Genomic DNA, 18451 nt, shown 5'->3' on the forward strand with positions numbered 1-18451 from the left:
ATGGAAACCAGAGCCGGCGATCCGGGGGCGTTCGCCCGTTTCGATCTGACGCGCGTGGACAGTCCCGCCTTCGTGGTGGATGCGGCGAAGCTGCGCGAGAACTTGCGCGTGCTTGCCGACATCCGCGACCGGGCGGACGTGAAGGTGCTTGCAGCGCTGAAAGCGTTCTCGATGTGGTCGGTGGCGCCGATGATAGGCGAATACCTTGACGGCGTGACCACGTCCGGGGTGTGGGAGGCGCTGCTTGCCGGCGAGTTCTACGATGGTGAAATCGCCACCTATTCGCCTGCCTACAAGCCGGACGACCTGGACGAGATCTGCCGCCTTTCGGACCACGTGATCTTCAACACGCCGATGCAGATCCAGCGGTGCTCCCAGATTCTGGATATTATGCGCGCCCGGGGCGAAAGTTTCGACGTCGGCTTGCGGATCAACCCGCAGCACGCCGAAGGAGAAGTGCCGCGGTACGATCCGTGCGCTCCATGTTCCCGGCTGGGTTTTCCGATCGAGCAGCTTGAGCCTGAGCATATGGAGGGGGTGGACGGTATTCACTTCCACACCTTGTGCGAACAGGATTTAGAGCCGCTGAAGCGCACCTGGGACAAGGTGTTCGACTACATCGAACCGTACTTCGACCAGCTGAAGTGGCTTAACTTCGGCGGGGGGCATCACATTACCCGCGCCGATTACCAGCGGGACGAACTGGTCGAGTTCCTGTCCGACGTGAAGGACGACACCGGGTGTGAGCTGTACCTGGAACCGGGGGAGGCGATTGCGCTCGACGCCGGGATTCTCGTCGGCACGATTCTCGATTCGCACTGGAACGCCATGCCGCTGGCGATCACCGATGTCTCGGCTACGTGCCACATGCCGGACGTGATCGAGGCGCCGTATCGTCCCGCGATGCTGCATGAGCGGGAAGAGGGCGAGGCGGCTCGGCTCGGCGGCCCGTCCTGCCTCGCGGGGGACGTAATCGGCGATTACCGCCTTCCGGTGCCGCTTACGCCGGGGGAACGGTTCGCTTTCCTGGACCAGGCTCACTACTCGATGGTGAAGACGAACACCTTCAACGGCGTGCCCTTGCCGTCCATCTGGTTGTGGGACTCCGAAACCGATCAGCTGGAGAAAATCCGCACCTTCGGATACGAGGATTTCCGCGATCGTCTCAGCTGAAACACGGGCTGGGGAATTTTAATTTGCGATTAAGGCCGAGGGGATTATATGCGCCCCCTCGCTGCCCCATGGGGACTTCCAAACCGCAAGGCAGCCTTGTCCGACATTTCCGTTTGGGGGTCCCTTGAGTTGCACATCTATCCTGAAGCATCGGCTGTAGTTCGCGACCTTTCGCCGGACGATCCCGTAATTCTGAACCGCCCGCACGCTGCGGCGCGCGCCGCCCGATTCTTCGCACAGAAGTTTCCGGGCACGTCGATGTATGCGGTGAAGGCCAATCCCTCCCCGGATCTGCTGCAGATCCTGTGGGCGAACGGCATCACCCATTTCGATGTTGCGTCGATCGCGGAAGTGCGCCTGGTCCGCTCCACGGTGCCGGACGCCACCTTGTGCTTCATGCACCCGGTGAAGACCGCGCGCGCGATTGCCGAAGCCTATCATCAGCATGGCGTCCGCACCTTCAGCCTCGATACGATGGAGGAACTGGAGAAGATCGTCGCGGCGACCGCCGATGAAAACGGCACCCAGGCCGATGACCTGAACCTGCTGGTGCGCCTGCGCGTGTCCTCCGATTATTCGGAACTGTCGCTTGCGTCCAAGTTCGGGATCGACCTTGCCGATGCGGCGCCCCTGCTGCAGGCCACTCGTCAGCATTGCGACGCGCTGGGCATCTGCTTCCACGTCGGCAGCCAGGCGATGACTCCGTTCGCCTATGTGCAGGCGCTGGAGCGGGTTCGCGCGGCGATTGCCGAGGCCGCGGTCACGGTCGATATCGTCGATGTGGGCGGCGGCTTCCCCAGCGTCTACCCGGGAATGGAGCCTCCGCCGCTCGAAGATTACTTCGGCGTGATCCATCGCCACTTCGAAAACCTGCCGATTTCCTATTCGGCGGAACTGTGGTGCGAGCCGGGCCGGGCGCTGTGCGCAGAATACAGCAGCCTGATCGTGCGCGTGGAAAAGCGCCGTGGGGATGAGCTGTACATCAACGACGGCGCGTACGGCGCGCTGTTCGATGCCGCCCATGTCGCGTGGCGCTTTCCGGTGCGAGCGCTGGAGGACGATCTTGTGGAAGGGGAGGCGGATTTTGCCTTCTACGGTCCAACTTGCGACGATGCCGACTTCATGAAGGGTCCCTTCATGCTGCCCGGTGACATCCAGGCAGGCGACTACATCGAGATCGGCATGCTGGGTGCGTACGGCGCGGCGATGAAAACCGCGTTCAACGGCTTCGGCACGGCAGAGGCGGTCCATGTTGCGGATGAGCCGATGGAGAGCCTCTATCGCGGCGATCGCGCCGATCCGCGGGTCAGCGACAACGTCGTCAGCTTGCGGTAAACGCCGGCTGCACTTTTTCGTGGAACCAGCAGGGGCTTCAGGTGCTGTGACAAGCAACTGATGTTCGGCTTCGAAACCTATCACGTCCTGTTGGCGGCAGTCGGTACGGCAATCATCCTGTCGTACTGGCTGCCGCGTTTCCTTTCCGGGCGAGAACCGGCGGCCTCCGCGCTGCTCGTGCTCACTGGTCTGGTCATCTTCGCCCTGATCCCGGGGATGCCGCATCCGCTCGATCCAATCGAGAACCCGCGGGCATGGGAGCTGGTGTCGGAACTGACCGTCATCATCGGCTTGTTCGGCACCGGCTTGCGGATCGATCGCCTGTTCCACGGCGGCCAGTGGAAGCTGACCATGCGGCTGCTGCTGCTCGCCATGCCGCTGACGATCGTGGCAATCGCGTTGTTCGGTGCCTACGTGGCAGGAATGACGCTGGCGGGCAGCCTTCTGCTGGGGGCCATTCTTTCCCCCACCGATCCCGTGCTGGCGGGCGACGTACAAGTCGGTCCTCCGCTGGAAGGGGGCGAGCACCCCGTGCGCTATGCCCTGACGACCGAGGCGGGGCTGAACGACGGGCTGGCGTTTCCGTTCGTCCACTTGGGAGTTCTTTTCGCGCTTGCGGGCGGCATCAGCTTTGAACTGGCGGGCGAGTGGCTGCTGCGCGATGTACTCTACCGGATCGCGGTAGGTGCAGGCGGCGGCGTCGCGGCCGGCTGGCTGCTCCGGCAGGTGCTGTTCGCCTGGCCTTCGGGCAACGCTCTATCCAAGACGCAGAGCGGCGTGATTGCCTTTGCCGGGGTGCTGTTCGCCTATGGGGTGACGGAACTGGCCGAAGGGTACGGCTTCATCGCCGCATTTGTTTCCGGACTGACCCTGCGGCGGCAGGAAACCGAGGACCAGTTCCACCGCCGGCTGCACGACTTTTCCGAATCACTGGAACACGCGCTGACCGCCATTTTGCTGGTGGGACTTGGCGCGGCCCTTCCGCTGCTGTGGCCATACCTCGATTGGTCCCACGCGCTGATCGGGATCGCGCTGGTGTTCGTCATCCGCCCGGCAATCGGCTGGCTGTCGTTGACGGGTGCAGGGCTTAGAGAGCGGCAACGAGCCGTAGTGGCGATATACGGCGTGCGCGGCATCGGCTCGGTCTATTACCTCGCCTACGCCGGACACCATGTGGAACTGGTCAACGAACCGCAGCTGTGGGCGACCGTCGCCTTTACCATCGTCCTTTCGACAGTGGTCCACGGCACCACGGCGGGAATCGCCGTGGAGCGGGCGACAACGACCCGGATCGCGCTCAAGCAGCCTTCTTGAATTCCAGCTCCAGCCGGTCCCAGATTTCCACCAGCGCCTCGGTCAGTTCGCCCATCATCGCTTCGGTGTGATTCGGACCCGGGGTGAAGCGTAGCCGCTCCGTCCCGCGTGGAACGGTGGGATAGTTGATCGGCTGCACATAGACGCCGTATTCCGCGAGCAGGATGTCGCTGATCTTCTTGGCGCGCACTGGATCGCCCACCATCAGCGGCACGATGTGGGTGGCGGTGTCGAGCACGGGCAAGCCCGCTTCCCGGAACAGCCGCTTGAGCGTAGCGGCGGCGTTCTGCTGCGCGTCCCGCTCCTCGCTGGAGGACTTCAGGTGCCTGACAGAGGCGAGGACGCCGGCGACCAGTACGGGACTGAGCGAAGTGGTGAAGATGAACCCCGGCGCGTAGGACCGGATCACGTCCACGATCTTTCGATCGGCAGCGATGTAGCCGCCCATCACGCCGAAGGCCTTGCCCAGCGTGCCTTCGATGATGTCGATCCGCTGGGCCGCTTCGTCGCGTTCGGAAATCCCGCCGCCGCGCGCGCCGTACATGCCCACGGCGTGGACTTCGTCGATGTAGGTCAGCGCGTTGTACTTGTCGGCAAGGTCGCAGATTGCGTGAATCGGGGCGACGTCGCCGTCCATCGAATAGACGCTTTCGAACGCGATCAGCTTCGGCACGTCCGGGCTTTCCGCGGCGAGGAGTTCTTCCAGATGGGCCACGTCGTTGTGGCGGAAGACGCGCTTTTCACAGCCGGAATTGCGAATCCCGGCGATCATGCTGGCGTGGTTCAGCTCATCGGAGAAGATCACGCAGCCGGGCAGCAGCTTGCCGAGCGTGGACAGTGTCGCGTCGTTGGAAACGTACCCGCTGGTGAACAGCAGCGCCGCTTCCTTGCCGTGGAGATCGGCCAGTTCGTTCTCAAGCGCGATATGGTAATGCGTGTTGCCGCCGATGTTGCGGGTGCCGCCGGAGCCGGCGCCGACATCGTTCAGCGCTTCCTCCATCGCGGACACGACCTTGGGGTGCTGACCCATCGCCAGATAGTCGTTGGAGCACCAGACCGTGATCGGCTTCGGCCCATTATGGCCGGCAAAGCAGCGCGCGTCAGGATAGCTGCCCTTGTTGCGCAGGATATCGATGAACACGCGATAGCGGCCTTCTGCATGAAGCCGTTCGATCGCTTGGGAAAAGATATGATCGTAGTTCAACGGAACCGTCCGCCTTGCGCCATGGGAGAGTTGCTTCCCATCCGGCCTAGTGTGGGGGGCCTTAATCGATGATGGACCGGCTTTGAAGCGCGGAGTTTGCGAAGTGCTCGCATCAAAAGCGATCAACATGATCGATTCCATACACCTTCAGGGCCGGGGAAAGGGCTGAAAGGTCGTATAGATCACCAGTGAACACGGCAAACTCGGGTAATGTACGGAGGAAGCTCTGACCGCGGGTCAGGTGCTCCACCCGCCGCGCGATCCCCTGTGCGCCGTGAACGAACTGCACCGGCTGCCCGAAGGCGGCGCGCAATTCGTCCTCCACTAGCGGGAAATGCGTGCAGGCGAGCACCACAGTGTCGATGTCCTGTCCGCCGGGCTGGGAGCGGAGGCCCTCCGCTGCTTCGGCAAACACCGCCGGATCGACCGGCTGGCCGCGCAGCTTTGCCTCGGCCGCCTGGACCAGCGCGGGTGCGGCGTGCCGGATCAGCCGCTTGCCGGCCGCGAACTCGGCTTCCAGATTGTCGACATAAGCCTGGCGGATCGTCGCCGCGGTGCCGAGCAAGCCGATGCTGCCGGTTTTCGTCAGCGCCGCGGCGGGCTTGATGGCCGGGACGGTGCCGACAATCGGCAAGTCCAGTGCTTCGCGCACGGTGGACAGTGCAATGGTCGACGCGGTGTTGCAGGCAATGGTGACCAGCCGGGGCCGGTACCGTTCCACCAGCCGCCCGAGCAGGGTCGGCACGCGCGCCTCGATCTGCCGTTCGGTCTTTTCGCCGTATGGCAGCGCGGCGTAGTCGGCGACGTAGATCACCGGGGCATTGGGCAGAACCTTGCGCACTTCCGCCAGCACGGTGAGGCCGCCAAGCCCGGAATCGAGCAGCATCAGCGGGGATTTGGGATCGGGTTCCACATGCCTCCGTTCGGCCCAAGCTTGTCGAAGGCCTGCTTTTCTTCCATGCCGCGACCTAGGAGCGCGAGGGCTTTTCCACAAGCTCCGGGGGCAAGCCGATAGGGGGATAGGATGGACTGGGTGTTGGCGGCGCTGCTGGGGTACCTCCTCGGTTCGATCCCGTTCGGGCTGATCCTGGCCTTCGCGGCCGGCAAGGGCGATGTCCGGTCCATCGGGTCGGGCAACATCGGGGCGACTAACGTGCTGCGGACGGGCAGCAAGGGGCTGGCGGCGGCTACGCTGATGCTTGACCTGATGAAGGGCTTCACCGCCGTCTGGCTAGCCTGGCGCTGGTTTCCCGAATGGGCCGGAATGGCAGCTCTCGGCGCCGTGTTGGGGCACTGCTTCCCGGTCTGGCTGAGGTTCCGTGGCGGCAAGGGCGTGGCGACCACGGCGGGGGTCTGCTTCGGCATCGGCTGGGTGATCGGTCTGGTCTATGCCGTCGTCTGGCTGGGGCTGCTCGCGATCACGCGCATTTCCTCGCTTGCCGGGATGAGCGCGGCGGTTGCCGCGCCGGTCGCGGCGGCGCTGATGGGGCTTTGGGAACTGGTGCCGGTGCTGGCCGCCATCGCGGTGATCATCCTGGCGCTTCACCGTGAAAACATCCGCCGCCTTGCCGCCGGGACGGAGCCGAAGGTCGGGCGCCGGTGAACCCCTCCCGGCCTGCGAACCTTACCCAGGAAGAGGCTTTCGCTCGCATCCGCTTGTTGCGGTCTCCCAACATTGGCCCGGTCAGCTACGGCCAGCTGCTGCGCCGGTTCGGCAGCGCGGTGGCTGCGCTGGATGCGCTGCCCGATCTCGCGGCCAGCGGCGGCAAGGCGTACAAGATCGTCGCCGTCCGCCAGATCGAGGATGAAGTGAGCGCGGTGCGCCGTGCGGGCGCGCGGTACCTGTTTCACGATTCGGCGGATTATCCCCCGCTGCTGCGCACTCTGGAAAGCGCCCCGCCGATCCTGACCGCGCGCGGCGACGCCTCGCTGGCCACGCGGCCCTGCGTCGCCATCGTCGGCGCGCGCAACGCATCGGCAGCGGCGGTGAAGCTGGCGCGCGACTTTGCCGCCGCGCTGGCCGAGGCCGGGCTGGTGATTGTCTCCGGCCTTGCCCGGGGAATCGATGGTGCGGCCCATCGCGGCAGCTTGCCCGCCACCATCGGCGTGATCGCCAGCGGGATCGATATCGCTTACCCGCCTGAGCATGCGGACCTGCAGGAACGCGTCGCGCAGCAAGGCCTGCTGGTGGCCGAACAGCCACCCGGTACCGAACCGCGCGGGCGGCATTTTCCCAGCCGCAACCGAATCATTGCCGGGATCGCCAGCGGGACATTGATCGTCGAGGCCGCGCCGAAATCCGGTTCTCTCATCACCGCGCGTCTGGCGGGCGAAGCGGGGCGGGAGGTGATGGCGATCCCCGGCTCGCCGCTCGATCCCCGCTCCCACGGCTGCAACCAGCTGATCCGCGACGGGGCGGTGCTGGTGCAATCACCGGATGATGTCGTCGAGCTGCTGTCCGGCTTCGATGGTACGCCGCGCTCAGCCTTGCGAGAAATGCCGGCCATGTTCGACTATGCGCCAGAGGAAGCCGAAGCGGAAACTGATGCCGAACCGGCCGAAATCGCGGGCTTGCTGACCACTGCGCCGGTCTCTGTCGATGAGCTGATCCGCCAGAGTGGAGAAAGCCCGGGCGCGGTGCAGATCGCGTTGCTGGAACTGGAAGTGGCGGGACGGCTTGCTCGTCATGCGGGGGGACGCGTCTCGCTCAACGCTTGACGAAGATGCCAACCGCGACCCACCTTCACGCGTACACATACGCGTAAGCCATCACCGGCCCGCACAATATCATTGGAATTCCATGCAGCTCGTCATCGTCGAATCGCCGGCCAAGGCCAAGACCATCGAAAAGTACCTCGGCAAGGATTTCACCGTCCTCGCTTCCTACGGGCACATCCGCGACTTGCCGCCGAAGGATGGCTCCGTCCGCCCGGATGAAGACTTCGCGATGGACTGGGAGATGTACCGCGACAAGCAGTCGCGGGTGAAGGCGATCGCCGATGCGGCGAAGAAGGCCGACCGCCTGATCCTCGCCACCGACCCTGACCGCGAAGGGGAAGCGATCAGCTGGCACGTGCAGGAACTGCTGAGGAGCCGCCGCGCGCTGCCCAAGGAAGTGGAGCGCGTGACGTTCAACGCGATCACCAAGCAGGCGGTGACGGATGCGATGAAGGCGCCGCGACAGCTCGATACCGACTTGATCGATGCCTATCTCGCCCGCCGCGCGCTGGATTACCTGTTCGGGTTCACGCTGTCCCCCGTGCTGTGGCGCAAGCTGCCCGGTGCCAAGAGCGCGGGCCGCGTGCAATCGGTCGCCCTGCGGCTGATCGTGGAGCGGGAGCGGGAGATCGAAGCGTTCATCCCGCAGGAATACTGGTCCGTCGTCGCGCGGATGGAGCAGGACGGGACCGAGTTCGACGCCCGGCTCGTGACATTCGACGGCAAGAAGCTGGACCGGCTGTCGATCGGCGAGAAGGGAATGGCCGACGCGGCGAAGAAGGCGGTCGAGGAAGGCCGCTTCACGGTCGAGGATGTCGAGACCAAGCCGCTAAAGCGCAATCCGGCGCCGCCGTTCACGACCTCCACCCTGCAACAGGAAGCGGCGCGCAAGCTCGGCTATTCTGCCAGCCACACGATGCGGCTGGCGCAGAACCTGTATGAAGCCGGCGCGATTACCTACATGCGGACCGACGGCGTCCAGATGGACCCGAGCGCGATTTCCGCCTGCCGCAAGGCGATCGCCGATCGGTATGACGGGCACTACCTGCCCGAACAGCCGCGCCACTATTCCACCAAGGCGAAGAACGCGCAGGAAGCGCACGAGGCGATCCGCCCGACCGAGTTCACCCGCGACCGCGCCGGTTCGGGCGACGAAGCGAAGCTGTACGACCTCATCTTCAAGCGCGCGATGGCGAGCCAGATGGCCGCCGCCAGCCTGGAGCGCACCACAGTGACGCTGCGCGATCCCACTGGCCGGCATGAGCTGCGTGCCACTGGGCAGGTCGTGAAGTTCGCCGGCTTCCTGGCGGTGTACGAGGAAGGGCGCGACCAGAAGGACGACGACGACGACAGCAACTTGCTGCCCCTGATGCGCAAGGGCGATGCCCCGGCGAAGAAGGACGTCACGGCCACGCAGCACTTCACCCAGCCGCCGCCGCGCTTTTCGGAAGCGAGCCTGGTCAAGCGCCTTGAAGAACTCGGCATCGGGCGTCCGTCCACTTACGCTTCCACCATCCAGACGCTGCGGGACCGGAGCTATGTACGGATGGAGAAGAACCGCTTCTTCGCCGAGGAATCGGGCCGGCTGCTAACGGCATTTCTGGAACGGTTCTTCGCCCGCTATGTCGGCTTCGACTTCACCGCCGAGATGGAAGAGGAACTGGATGACGTCTCCGGCGGCCGGGCCGAATGGAAGAAGGTGCTTGAGGCTTTCTGGCGCGACTTCAAGCCGAAGAGCGACGAAGTCATGGAGCGCAAGCCCTCCGAAATCACCGAGGTGCTGGACGAATTCCTGTCCGATTACCTGTTTCCCAGGACGGAGGACGGCACCGATCCACGCCGCTGCCCGCAATGCGATGGCGGACGGCTGGCGCTGCGCGGCGGACGCTATGGTGCGTTCGTCGCGTGCTCCAACTATCCAGAATGCAAGTATACCCGCCGCTTCGCGCAAGGCGGCGCGGAAGGCGCCGATGCGGGTGAGGACGAAGTGCTGGGCACCGATCCGGAGACCGGAGAGGAAATCCAGCGCAAGGTTGGCCGTTTCGGGCCCTACGTCCAGCAGGGAGAGGGCAAGGAGGCCAAGCGCGCCTCCATTCCCAAGGACCTGGAGGAGCTTGATCTGGAATGGGCAGTGCGGCTGCTGAGCCTGCCGCGCGAGATCGGCCAGCACCCTGAAAGCGGCAAGCCGATCACCTCCAGCATCGGGCGCTATGGTCCGTACCTTGCCCATGATGGCAAGTACGCCAAGCTGACGTCCACCCGCGACGTGTTCGAAACCGGCATGAACGCGGCGGTTACCCTGCTGGCGGAAGCGGCCAATCGCGGTCCGGGCCAGCGCGCCAAGGCGGAGCCGATCAAGACGCTGGGCGCGCACCCTACCAGCGCGGGCGAAATGAAGGTGATGGCGGGCCGCTATGGCCCCTACGTCACCGACGGGACGACCAACGCGACCCTGCCAAAGGACATGAAACCGGAAGACTTGACGGAAGCGCAGGCGATCGAACTGATCGACGCCCGCGCAGCCAAGGGGCCCGCGAAGAAGAAGAAAGCCCCGGCGAAGAAGGCGGCTGCCAAGAAACCTCCGGCCAAAAAGGAAGGCGCCAAGAAGACGGCGGCAAAAAAGGCTCCAGCGAAGAAAGCTGCGCCCAAGAAGGCTGCGGCCGAAAAGAAGGCCGCAGAGGGCGATTCCTGAGGAGGACGCATGTCGATACTGTTGGCCAGTGCGCTTGTCGCGGCGAGCTTTGATCCCAATGCTACGCCCGCGATCGACCGAATGTATCCACGGGATGCTTTGCGCGATGGGCGTTCCGCGGGCGCGGTGGTGACGCTGGTGGTCCCGCCTGACCGCAAGCTTCGTTCCTGCACGGTCGGCGCCGTCGTGGGGGATGAGAAGCTTGGGCGGAGCATGTGTTCGCTGATCGAGAAAGCAAACCCGCGTTTCCGGCCTGCAGCGGGCCCGGACGGGCAGCCGGCTGTTGGGGTGATCGAGACCTACATCTCCCTGGCTCTTCCCGAGACGAAGATGGGCCGCGCGGTGAAGGAGGTGACCGCGAGCCCCGACATTCGACTGACCGTCAACCGGTTGCCAGCGGATGCCGGGGAAGCGCTGGACCTTCCGGTAACGGCGCTGGTGGACGAGAGCGGGGCTGTGACCTTGTGCGAGCACGTGGCTGATGCCCCCGCACCCTTCGGCGACATTGCATGCCAGCAGGCCGGCGGGATCACCTTCCCGCCCGTCGCCGATTCAGGCGAAGCGGTCTCCCATGTTCGGGAAGTGAAGGTCCGGTTCGAGGCAAACGCAGGCGAACCGTCTTCCCAACAGGCCGGCTAGGGCAGGGACCTTTCGCATACCCAACCGTTCTCGTCGTTATGCTCCAGCCACGTGATCAGAAGAACCCGCCCCGTTCGGCCGGGGATGGGAGTAGTACGGCTCCGGCAGTTCAGGACGGGCTGCCGATGCCGCGGCGCGTCTGGGCGATTGCGGCGATCTCGTTCGGCACGGCGCTGTTCGTGGTCGATGGAGCGATTGCCAACGTCGCGCTGCCCACGATTGCGCGGGAGCTTGGGGTCGACAACGGCGCCGTGACCAATGTGGTGACCGTCTACCAGCTGGTGCTGGTGATGGTGCTGCTGCCGTTTTCCAGCCTCGGTGACCGGGTCGGGCACCGCACGCTTTACCAGATCGGGCAGGCGCTGTTTCTCGTCTCCTCTGCCATGGTGATGCTGATCTCCAGCTTCGGCTGGCTGCTTGTAGCCCGGGCAGTCCAGGCGCTGGGTGCGGGAATGGCGCTGAGCGTTTCGGCGGCGATGCTGCGTGAGGCTTATCCCGCCCGCAGCCTTGGCAGCGGGATGGGGATCAACTCGGTGGTGGTTGCGTCTTCTGCGGCGCTCGCGCCGACGCTCGGCGGCTATATCGTCGCCCATCTGGACTGGCACTGGGTGTTCGTGGCCGCCGTGCCGCTGGCGGGCGTTTCCCTGCTGCTTGGCCGGGCCTTGCCTGATCCGGTAAAGATCGCGCGCAAACCCGAATGGGCCAGCGGCTTGTGGAGCGCGGTGACCGTGCTGCTGCTGATCGGAGGCCTCCAGATCGGCACGCATGGCGGCGGAGCGGTGGCGGGGATCGGCCTCTCGCTTGCGGGCGTGGCTTCGGCGGTCCTGCTGGTCCGGCGAGAGCGGAAGCGGGCGAACCCGGTCGTGCCGGTGGACCTGATGGCAAAGCCGGTGATCGGCCTTTCGGCGCTGGCGGCCGTCTGCGCCTTCGTCGCGTCCGGTTCCCTGCTTCTGTCGCTGCCGTTCCTGTTCGAGGAAGGAATGGGCTATGCCCCGGACGAGGTCGGCCTACTGCTGCTGCCGTTCCCGCTGACGATGCTGATCGTTGCCCCTGCGGCCGGGTGGCTGTCGGATCGCATCGCGGCGACCAAGCTGGGGGTGACCGGCATGGGGATTGCCGTCGTCGCCCTGCTGCTGCTCGCCTTCATGCCCGATCAGCCGGGCCCGTTCGGCATCGCCTGGCGGCTGGCGCTGTGCGCGCTCGGCTTCGGGTTGTTCTTCGCCCCGAACTCACGGCTGCTGATTGGGCAGGCCCCGAAGAACCGTGCGGCCGCGGCGGGCGGGTTGCTGTCCACTTCACGCCTTTCGGGCCAGACCCTAGCGGCAGCGCTGGTCGGCATCCTGCTGGCGGCCGGACTGGGGCTGGGCCCGTGGCCGATGCTGTTCGCCTGCGCGCTTGCGCTGGTGGCGGCGCTGTGTAGCCTTGTGCGGTTCCGCTCGGTGATGGCAGCGGGCGGGCGAGCTTCGCTGGCGCGGGAGTGACGCGTTGAAAATGGACCGTCAGCGCTAGCGCTCCGGAGCGGTTTAACTGAAGGGGTGCGCTGGTGTTTTCACTTCTTGTCGCGGCTTCGATCACGCTGCCTGCATTGGGAATGCCATTGGTGCAATCCCTGGCGATCGACATGGGCAGTGGGCGCAGCCTGAATACGGGGGCCAAGGTTTCGATCATGGTCGATCCCAAAGGCGGGATCCTCGACTGCCGCGTTCTGGCTGTTGCGGGCGACGAAGACACTGCGGACCGGATGTGCAAGCTTTTGACGCGGCGGAAAATCCGCCCGGCAACCGACCCGCAGGGAAACACCCTACATTCAATGCTGCAGACGACCATATCGTTTACGGACGCACCCCATCTGCGCCAAAGGTTCATGGGGGCGCTGAAGGCTGTTTCGCTCCCTGCCGACATCCAGCTGCAGACATCGGCTGTGGCGCCGGGTTCTCCCGAAAGAAGAGCGGAACTTACCGTCGTGATCGGCGAACAGGGGCGGCTGCTTGCCTGCGAGCCCGAAGGTCCGCCGGACCCGTTCTCCGAAGCTGCGTGCGCCTATCTGGCCGATATCAAGCTGCCGAAGCTGGAGCCGCAACCCGGCGTTCCTGTCCGCCATGCCCGCAGTTTCACCGTCGCTTTCGTCCCCGAAGGACCCGCTCTTCCTGACTAGAGCAACCGCGCGTTGCCTGAAAAACCGCTCTACTTCACCCAGTCGAGGCCCATTTCCTCGTAGACCTCGCGGCTTTCGGACCAGTTTTCCTCTACCTTCACGTGGAGGAACAAATGCACCTTCACACCCAGAAGCTCGCTCAATTCCTTGCGGGCCGCTTCGCCGATGGCCTTGATCCGCTGCCCGCCCTTGCCAAGCACGATCGGGCGCTGGGTTTCCCGGCCGACGACGATCACCTGGTGGACTTCCACGCTGCCGTCTTTCCGGTGCGTGTACGCTTCGGGCCGGACGGCGCTGTCGTAGGGCAGCTCCTCGTGCAGCTGGCGGTAAAGCTGTTCACGCGTGATCTCGGCCGCCATCAGGCGTTCGCTGGCGTCCGACACCTGATCTTCCGGATAGTGCCAAGGCCCTTCCGGCATCAGGGAGGCGAGACGGTTCTTGAGCTGGTCCACGCCTTCGCCGGTGATCGCCGAAACGAAGAACACTTCTTCGAAATCGACTTTCCCGGTCAGGTCCTGCGCCAGCGTCAGCAGCGGCTCCTTCTTGCTCACGTCGACCTTGTTCAGCACCAGCAGCTTGCGCTCCGGACGGTCCTTGAGGACTTCCAGCAGGGGTTCCAGCTGGTGTCGGCGCTGCTTGATCGGATCGACCACCAGCAGGATGGCGTCGGCCTCGTGTGCGCCTTCCCAGGCCGCCTGGACCATGGCGCGATCAAGCCGCCTGCGGGGTGCGAAAATGCCGGGCGTATCGGCCAGGATGATCTGCGCGTCGCCGCAGAGCGCGATGCCGAGCAGCCGGGCGCGGGTGGTCTGCGCCTTGGCCGAGACAATCGCGACCTTCTGCCCGACCAGCTGGTTGACCAGGGTCGACTTCCCCGCGTTCGGCGGGCCGATCACGGCGACGACACCGCAGTGGGGCGCTTTGGTCTGTTCGGGGTTAGTTGAAGGGGTGTCTGTCATTGGGGCGTTACTCGGCAAGGAAGAGGAGAAAGCGGCCAGTCGGCACGCCGGGAAAACGGGAGAGGAGAGATGCGGTAATCGCGATCATCCGTACCGCTCCATGAAGCGCCGGGCAGCCTCGGTTTCGGCGTCCTGCTTGCTGGGACCTTCGGCCTCGACCGCGCCGACCTTGTGCACGGAGACGCGCACGGTGAATTTCGCCGCGTGATCGGGGCCGGAACGATCGACCACTTCGTATTCCGGGCCCTTGCGGCGGTTGCCGGCGGCCCATTCCTGCAGAGCGCTTTTCGGGTGCTTGCGGCGGCCCGCGTCGCTTTCGAACGTGTCCTTCCAGATTTGGTGGACCAGATCGCGGCTGGGCTCGAAGCCGCGTTCAAGGAAGCTGGCCCCCAGTAGCGCCTCGATCACGTCACCCAGGATGTTGTCACTGTCCGCCCCGCCGTCCTCCCGCGCCTGCTTGCCAAGGCGGACATGGGGCGGAAGCCCGATGTCCCGCGCAATCGACGCACAGGTTGTCCGGGCGACCAGCGCATTCAACCGCTGCGACAGCTTGCCTTCGGGGCCATCGTTTCGTCGGTACAGCCATTCGGCCATGGAAAGGCCAAGGACCCGGTCGCCGAGGAATTCCAGCCGTTCGTAATTGCGCGGTTCCGCGGTGCTGCCGTGGGTCAGGGCTTCCAGCCAGAGCGCTTCGTCCTGCGGGTCTATCCCGATTCCTTCAAGCCAGGTGCGGGTTTCCGGGGGCAGGCTCACCATGCGATCCATTGCCCGATCCGGTCCCACCGTGCGGCGGTGAACCAGCTGATGGGGTTGTACCATTCGGCCGAACCGTCGGTGGACCACATCATCACGGTGGCGCGGCCGATCAGCCGGTCCTGCGGCACCAGCCCGACGCCGCCGCCGGGCGTTGCCGGAAACCGGCTGTCGAGCGAGTTGTCGCGGTTATCGCCCATCATGAACACCATCCCTTCCGGAACGACGACAGGGTCGGTCGTATCCTGCGCGGTAGGGCCGAAGTCGAGGATGTTGTAGCTGACCCCGTTCGGCAGCGTCTCCCGATATTGGGGATAGCGGCACACTGCGGTACCATCTGCGGCGCGGCTGACAAAACGGGGCTCCGCGCAGAACGTGTTGGGCGAGACGGGGATGACGAAGTCTTCGACCCTCTGCTTGGGCACGGCGGAGCCGTTGATGAACAGTGTGCCGGACCGCATGGCGATCTGGTCCCCCGGCACGCCGATCACCCGCTTGATGTAGTCGGTTCCGTCGATGGGATGCTTGAAGATCGCGGTGTCCCCGCGTTCCGGCGCATTCGCGAGGATGCGTCCCGGAATCAGCGGCACGCCGAAGGGCAGGGATGCGCTGGAAAAGCCATAAGGCCATTTTGCCGCCAGCAGGTAATCGCCGTCCCACAGCCGCGGCAGCATCGATTCGCTTGGGATGCTGAATGGCGAGAAGATGAAGCTGCGAAACACGATCACCACGATTGCAAGCTTCAGGACGAAGACGACGAAGCTGTCTTCCTCCTTTTCCTTGCGAGGCTTTTCCGCAACGGGCGCGGGCGGGGTCTGGTCCATTGCGCGCTCTTGTTGGCGGCGGCCACGATCGTCAAGCGTTACCCGCCGGACCACACCTGCGTTTCGATTGGCGCGGCCGCGGTCACGCCTTACAGGCGCAGCAAAGCTTCGGGGATGAAAAGGACGATCCATGACCGTGGTGGCCGCGTACGAGTACAGGGACGGGAAGCGCACCGCGGAGGTTGCGTTGTCGCCGGCCGAACCGCGGACCAGCCACCGGGGCGATTTCACCTGGGTCGGCCTGCTGGAGCCGAACGAGGAGGAAATGCGCGTCTGCGCCAAGCGCTTCGGCCTGCACCCGCTGGCGGTGGAGGACGCGCTGCACGCCCATCAGTTGCCCAAGATCGAGGTCTATGGCGATCAGCTGTTCGTGGTCGCGCGTACGGCCACGGCACGCGATGGACGGATCGTGTTCGGGGAAACGGCGTTCTTCCTGTCCGCCGATCACATCGTCACGGTTCGCCATGGGTCCGATCAAGGGCATGCCAGTCTCAGGTCCCGCCTGGAAGAGCGGCCGGAGCTGCTGGCCCACGGGGTGGACTACGTGCTCCACGCCCTGCTGGACCTGATCGTGGATCAGTACTTCCCGCTGATCGACGGTGTCAGCGCGGAAGTGGAGCATCTGGAGGGGCTGGCGCTAAATTCGGGATTGTCTCTGGAAGAGACGCGGCGCCTGTTCAGCCTCAGGCGCGATTTGCTCCACTTGCAGCGCATCTTGATCCCGATGGAAGATGTCTGCGCCCGGCTGGTAAACCTGGAACTGCCGGCGATCGATCCGGAGGTTCGCCCCTACTTCCGCGATGTCCTGGACCACGTGCGGCGGGTGGAGACGATGACCGGCCTGATGCGGGAGGTGCTGAGCTCGGTCATGGAAACCAGCGCGCTGATCGAGCAGCAGCAGCAGAACCAGATCACGCGCAAGCTGGCCGCCTGGGCGGCGGTCCTTGCCGTCCCCACCGCAATTGCAGGGATCTACGGCATGAATTTCGAACACATGCCGGAGCTTCGCTGGGAATACGGGTACTTTGCCGTGCTGGGCCTGATCGCGCTGATCTGCCTGACGTTGTGGCTCCGATTCCGGAAGTCCGGCTGGCTCTAGAGCGATCCGGGTCAGGTTGCATGACCCGACCCGGAAAATCGCTTTTGCTCAGCGGAGCAGGACGAGTTCTTCCGCCATCGTCGGGTGGATTGCAATCGTCGCGTCGAAATCGGCTTTCGTCAGCCCGGCCTTCACCGCGACTGCGGCAGCCTGGAGAATCTCGGGCGCATCCGGGCCAAGCAAGTGGATGCCGACGATCCGCTCACTCTCGCCTTCGCAGATCATCTTGTAGAGTGCGCGTTCGTTGCGTCCGGCCAGCACGTTCTTCATCGGACGGAAGTCCGACTGGTACACCTTGATCGAACCCAGCGTGTTGCGCGCTTCGCTTTCGGTCATGCCGACGCCCGCCAGCGGCGGATGGCTGAACACCGCGCTGGGCACGTGGTCATAGCTGACCTTGCTCGGCTTGCCGCCGAACACCGTATCGGCAAACGCCTGCCCTTCGCGGATCGCGACTGGAGTCAGCTGGACCCGGTCGGTCACGTCACCGACCGCATAGATGCTTTCCACGCTCGACTTGTTGAATTCGTCGACCTTGATCTCGCCGCGCTCGCCCAGTTCGATGCCGACGTTTTCCAGGCCAAGGCCTTCGGTGTTGGGCACGCGGCCGATGGCGTACATCACGCAATCGACTTCCATGTCGTCATGATTGGTCATCGACACGCGCAAGGTGCCGTCCAGGTTCTTCTCGATTCCCCGGAAGGCCGCGTTGAAGCGGAACTGTATTCCCTTGGCGAGGGAGATCTGGAGCAGGCGGCCGGTCAGCGTCTCGTCATAGCCGCGCAGCAGCTTGTCGGACCGGTTGATGAGGGTGACCTTGGAGCCGAACTCGTTGAAGATTCCCGCGAACTCGTTGGCGATGTAGCCCGCGCCGGCGATCAGGATACGCTTGGGCAAGGCGTCGAGGTGGAATGCCTCATTGGACGTGATGCCAAGCTCGTGCCCCGGGCAATCGGGAATCATGGGCCGGGCGCCGACCGAAACCAGAATATACTTCGCGGTGATCCGGCTGCCGTCGGCCAGCGTTACCTCGTTCGGTCCGGTGACTTTTGCCCGCTGGTCAATGATCCGCACGCCGTGGTTATCCAGCGTCTGGGTGTAGAGGCCGTTCAGCCGGTCGACGTCGGCCAGCACGTTGTCGCGCAGGATCCGCCAGTCGAAGGTCGGGTTTTCGATTTGCCAGCCGAACCGCTTGGCGTCTTCCAGGTCTTCGGCAAAGTGCGCGCCGTAGACCAGCATCTTCTTAGGGACGCAGCCGCGGATCACGCAGGTTCCGCCGACCCGGTATTCCTCCGCCACCGCGACTCGCGCGCCGTGGGCGGCTGCCACGCGGCTTGCCCGCACGCCGCCGGAACCGGCACCGATGGTGAATAGATCGTAGTCGAAATTGGCCATGATTGCTCCCTTCGCGCCAGGCTGCGCTAATCGCTAGGACGTGCGATGTGAAGCCTTCAGCCGTCCCGGCGGACTTCGATCCGAAGGACGAAGTCAGCCGGGTGTTGCAGTGTCGTAGCGGGAAACGGCGCCCCGGGCATCAGGCGTTTCCTGTCGCGCGCCAGCGGCAAGCGCATCGCGTTTGCAGCCTT

16 protein-coding genes are annotated in these 18451 nt (G+C 64.7%); 10 read left to right on the forward strand and 6 right to left on the reverse strand.

The features are described 5' to 3' along the window. From ELY13_RS03525 to ELY13_RS03535, 3 genes are all read left to right on the forward strand, one after another. The gene (locus tag ELY13_RS03525) at window positions 1–1173 is read left to right on the forward strand and encodes a carboxynorspermidine decarboxylase (RefSeq protein WP_126172492.1); all 1173 of its coding nucleotides are present in this window, start codon (window positions 1–3) and stop codon (window positions 1171–1173) included. Window positions 1174–1302: 129 nt separating this feature from the next. Continuing rightward, entirely contained in the window at window positions 1303–2508 is a 1206-nt protein-coding gene (locus ELY13_RS03530) for a type III PLP-dependent enzyme (protein WP_126172592.1), read from the forward strand. 60 nt (window positions 2509–2568) lie between these two features. Continuing rightward, window positions 2569–3822, forward strand: coding sequence for a cation:proton antiporter (locus ELY13_RS03535; protein ID WP_126172493.1), 1254 nt, complete (start codon window positions 2569–2571; stop codon window positions 3820–3822). Here the strand turns inward: ELY13_RS03535 and hemA are convergent. Together hemA and murI are read right to left on the reverse strand one after the other, a co-directional pair. Beyond that, window positions 3806–5026: a 5-aminolevulinate synthase gene (hemA, locus tag ELY13_RS03540; protein ID WP_126172494.1), complete on the reverse strand. Its 1221-nt coding sequence runs from the start codon at window positions 5024–5026 to the stop codon at window positions 3806–3808. The two genes, ELY13_RS03535 and hemA, sit on opposite strands and share 17 nt — an antisense overlap. Window positions 5027–5138: 112 nt before the next feature. Beyond that, complete coding sequence (gene murI, locus ELY13_RS03545) at window positions 5139–5912, reverse strand: glutamate racemase (RefSeq protein WP_126172593.1); 774 nt, start codon at window positions 5910–5912, stop codon at window positions 5139–5141. Window positions 5913–6050: 138 nt separating this feature from the next. Here murI and plsY point away from each other — a divergent pair, with 138 nt between their 5' ends. From plsY to ELY13_RS03575, 6 genes are all read left to right on the forward strand, one after another. Continuing rightward, window positions 6051–6629, forward strand: coding sequence for a glycerol-3-phosphate 1-O-acyltransferase PlsY (plsY, locus tag ELY13_RS03550; RefSeq protein WP_126172495.1), 579 nt, complete (start codon window positions 6051–6053; stop codon window positions 6627–6629). Then, on the forward strand, window positions 6626–7744 hold the full coding sequence (gene dprA, locus ELY13_RS03555; RefSeq protein WP_126172496.1) for a DNA-processing protein DprA: 1119 nt from the start codon (window positions 6626–6628) through the stop codon (window positions 7742–7744). Before plsY ends, dprA begins: the two co-directional genes overlap by 4 nt. 82 nt (window positions 7745–7826) lie before the next feature. Further along, the gene (gene topA, locus ELY13_RS03560) at window positions 7827–10436 is read left to right on the forward strand and encodes a type I DNA topoisomerase (RefSeq protein ID WP_126172497.1); all 2610 of its coding nucleotides are present in this window, start codon (window positions 7827–7829) and stop codon (window positions 10434–10436) included. A gap of 9 nt (window positions 10437–10445) precedes the next feature. Further along, a complete protein-coding gene (locus ELY13_RS03565) occupies window positions 10446–11075 on the forward strand; it encodes a hypothetical protein (protein ID WP_126172498.1) in 630 nt (209 codons plus the stop codon). 125 nt (window positions 11076–11200) lie between these two features. Next, entirely contained in the window at window positions 11201–12556 is a 1356-nt protein-coding gene (locus ELY13_RS03570; RefSeq protein ID WP_241233521.1) for an MFS transporter, read from the forward strand. 62 nt (window positions 12557–12618) lie between these two features. Beyond that, on the forward strand, window positions 12619–13230 hold the full coding sequence (locus tag ELY13_RS03575; protein WP_126172500.1) for a hypothetical protein: 612 nt from the start codon (window positions 12619–12621) through the stop codon (window positions 13228–13230). Between the two features lie 29 nt (window positions 13231–13259). On the opposite strand, the gene era is transcribed toward ELY13_RS03575, so the two are convergent. The 3 genes from era to lepB all read right to left on the reverse strand — a co-directional run bounded on the left by era (window position 13260) and on the right by lepB (window position 15766). Next, on the reverse strand, window positions 13260–14189 hold the full coding sequence (gene era / locus ELY13_RS03580; RefSeq protein WP_126172501.1) for a GTPase Era: 930 nt from the start codon (window positions 14187–14189) through the stop codon (window positions 13260–13262). Between the two features lie 84 nt (window positions 14190–14273). After that, window positions 14274–14945 carry a ribonuclease III gene (gene rnc / locus ELY13_RS03585; protein WP_126172594.1) on the reverse strand — a complete coding sequence of 224 codons (672 nt, stop codon included), beginning with the start codon at window positions 14943–14945 and terminating at the stop codon, window positions 14274–14276. Beyond that, on the reverse strand, window positions 14939–15766 hold the full coding sequence (gene lepB, locus ELY13_RS03590) for a signal peptidase I (RefSeq protein ID WP_126172502.1): 828 nt from the start codon (window positions 15764–15766) through the stop codon (window positions 14939–14941). The genes rnc and lepB overlap by 7 nt, the downstream gene beginning before the upstream one ends. 130 nt (window positions 15767–15896) lie before the next feature. On the opposite strand from lepB, the gene corA reads away from it, so the two are divergent. Continuing rightward, window positions 15897–16865 carry a magnesium/cobalt transporter CorA gene (corA, locus tag ELY13_RS03595; RefSeq protein WP_126172503.1) on the forward strand — a complete coding sequence of 323 codons (969 nt, stop codon included), beginning with the start codon at window positions 15897–15899 and terminating at the stop codon, window positions 16863–16865. 48 nt (window positions 16866–16913) lie between these two features. Here the strand turns inward: corA and gorA are convergent, their stop codons facing one another. After that, entirely contained in the window at window positions 16914–18260 is a 1347-nt protein-coding gene (gorA, locus tag ELY13_RS03600; RefSeq protein WP_126172504.1) for a glutathione-disulfide reductase, read from the reverse strand. Window positions 18261–18451: the final 191 nt, after the last annotated feature.

It is taken from the genome of Altericroceibacterium xinjiangense (assembly GCF_003958635.1).
Classification (GTDB): Bacteria; Pseudomonadota; Alphaproteobacteria; order Sphingomonadales; family Sphingomonadaceae; genus Altericroceibacterium_A; species Altericroceibacterium_A xinjiangense.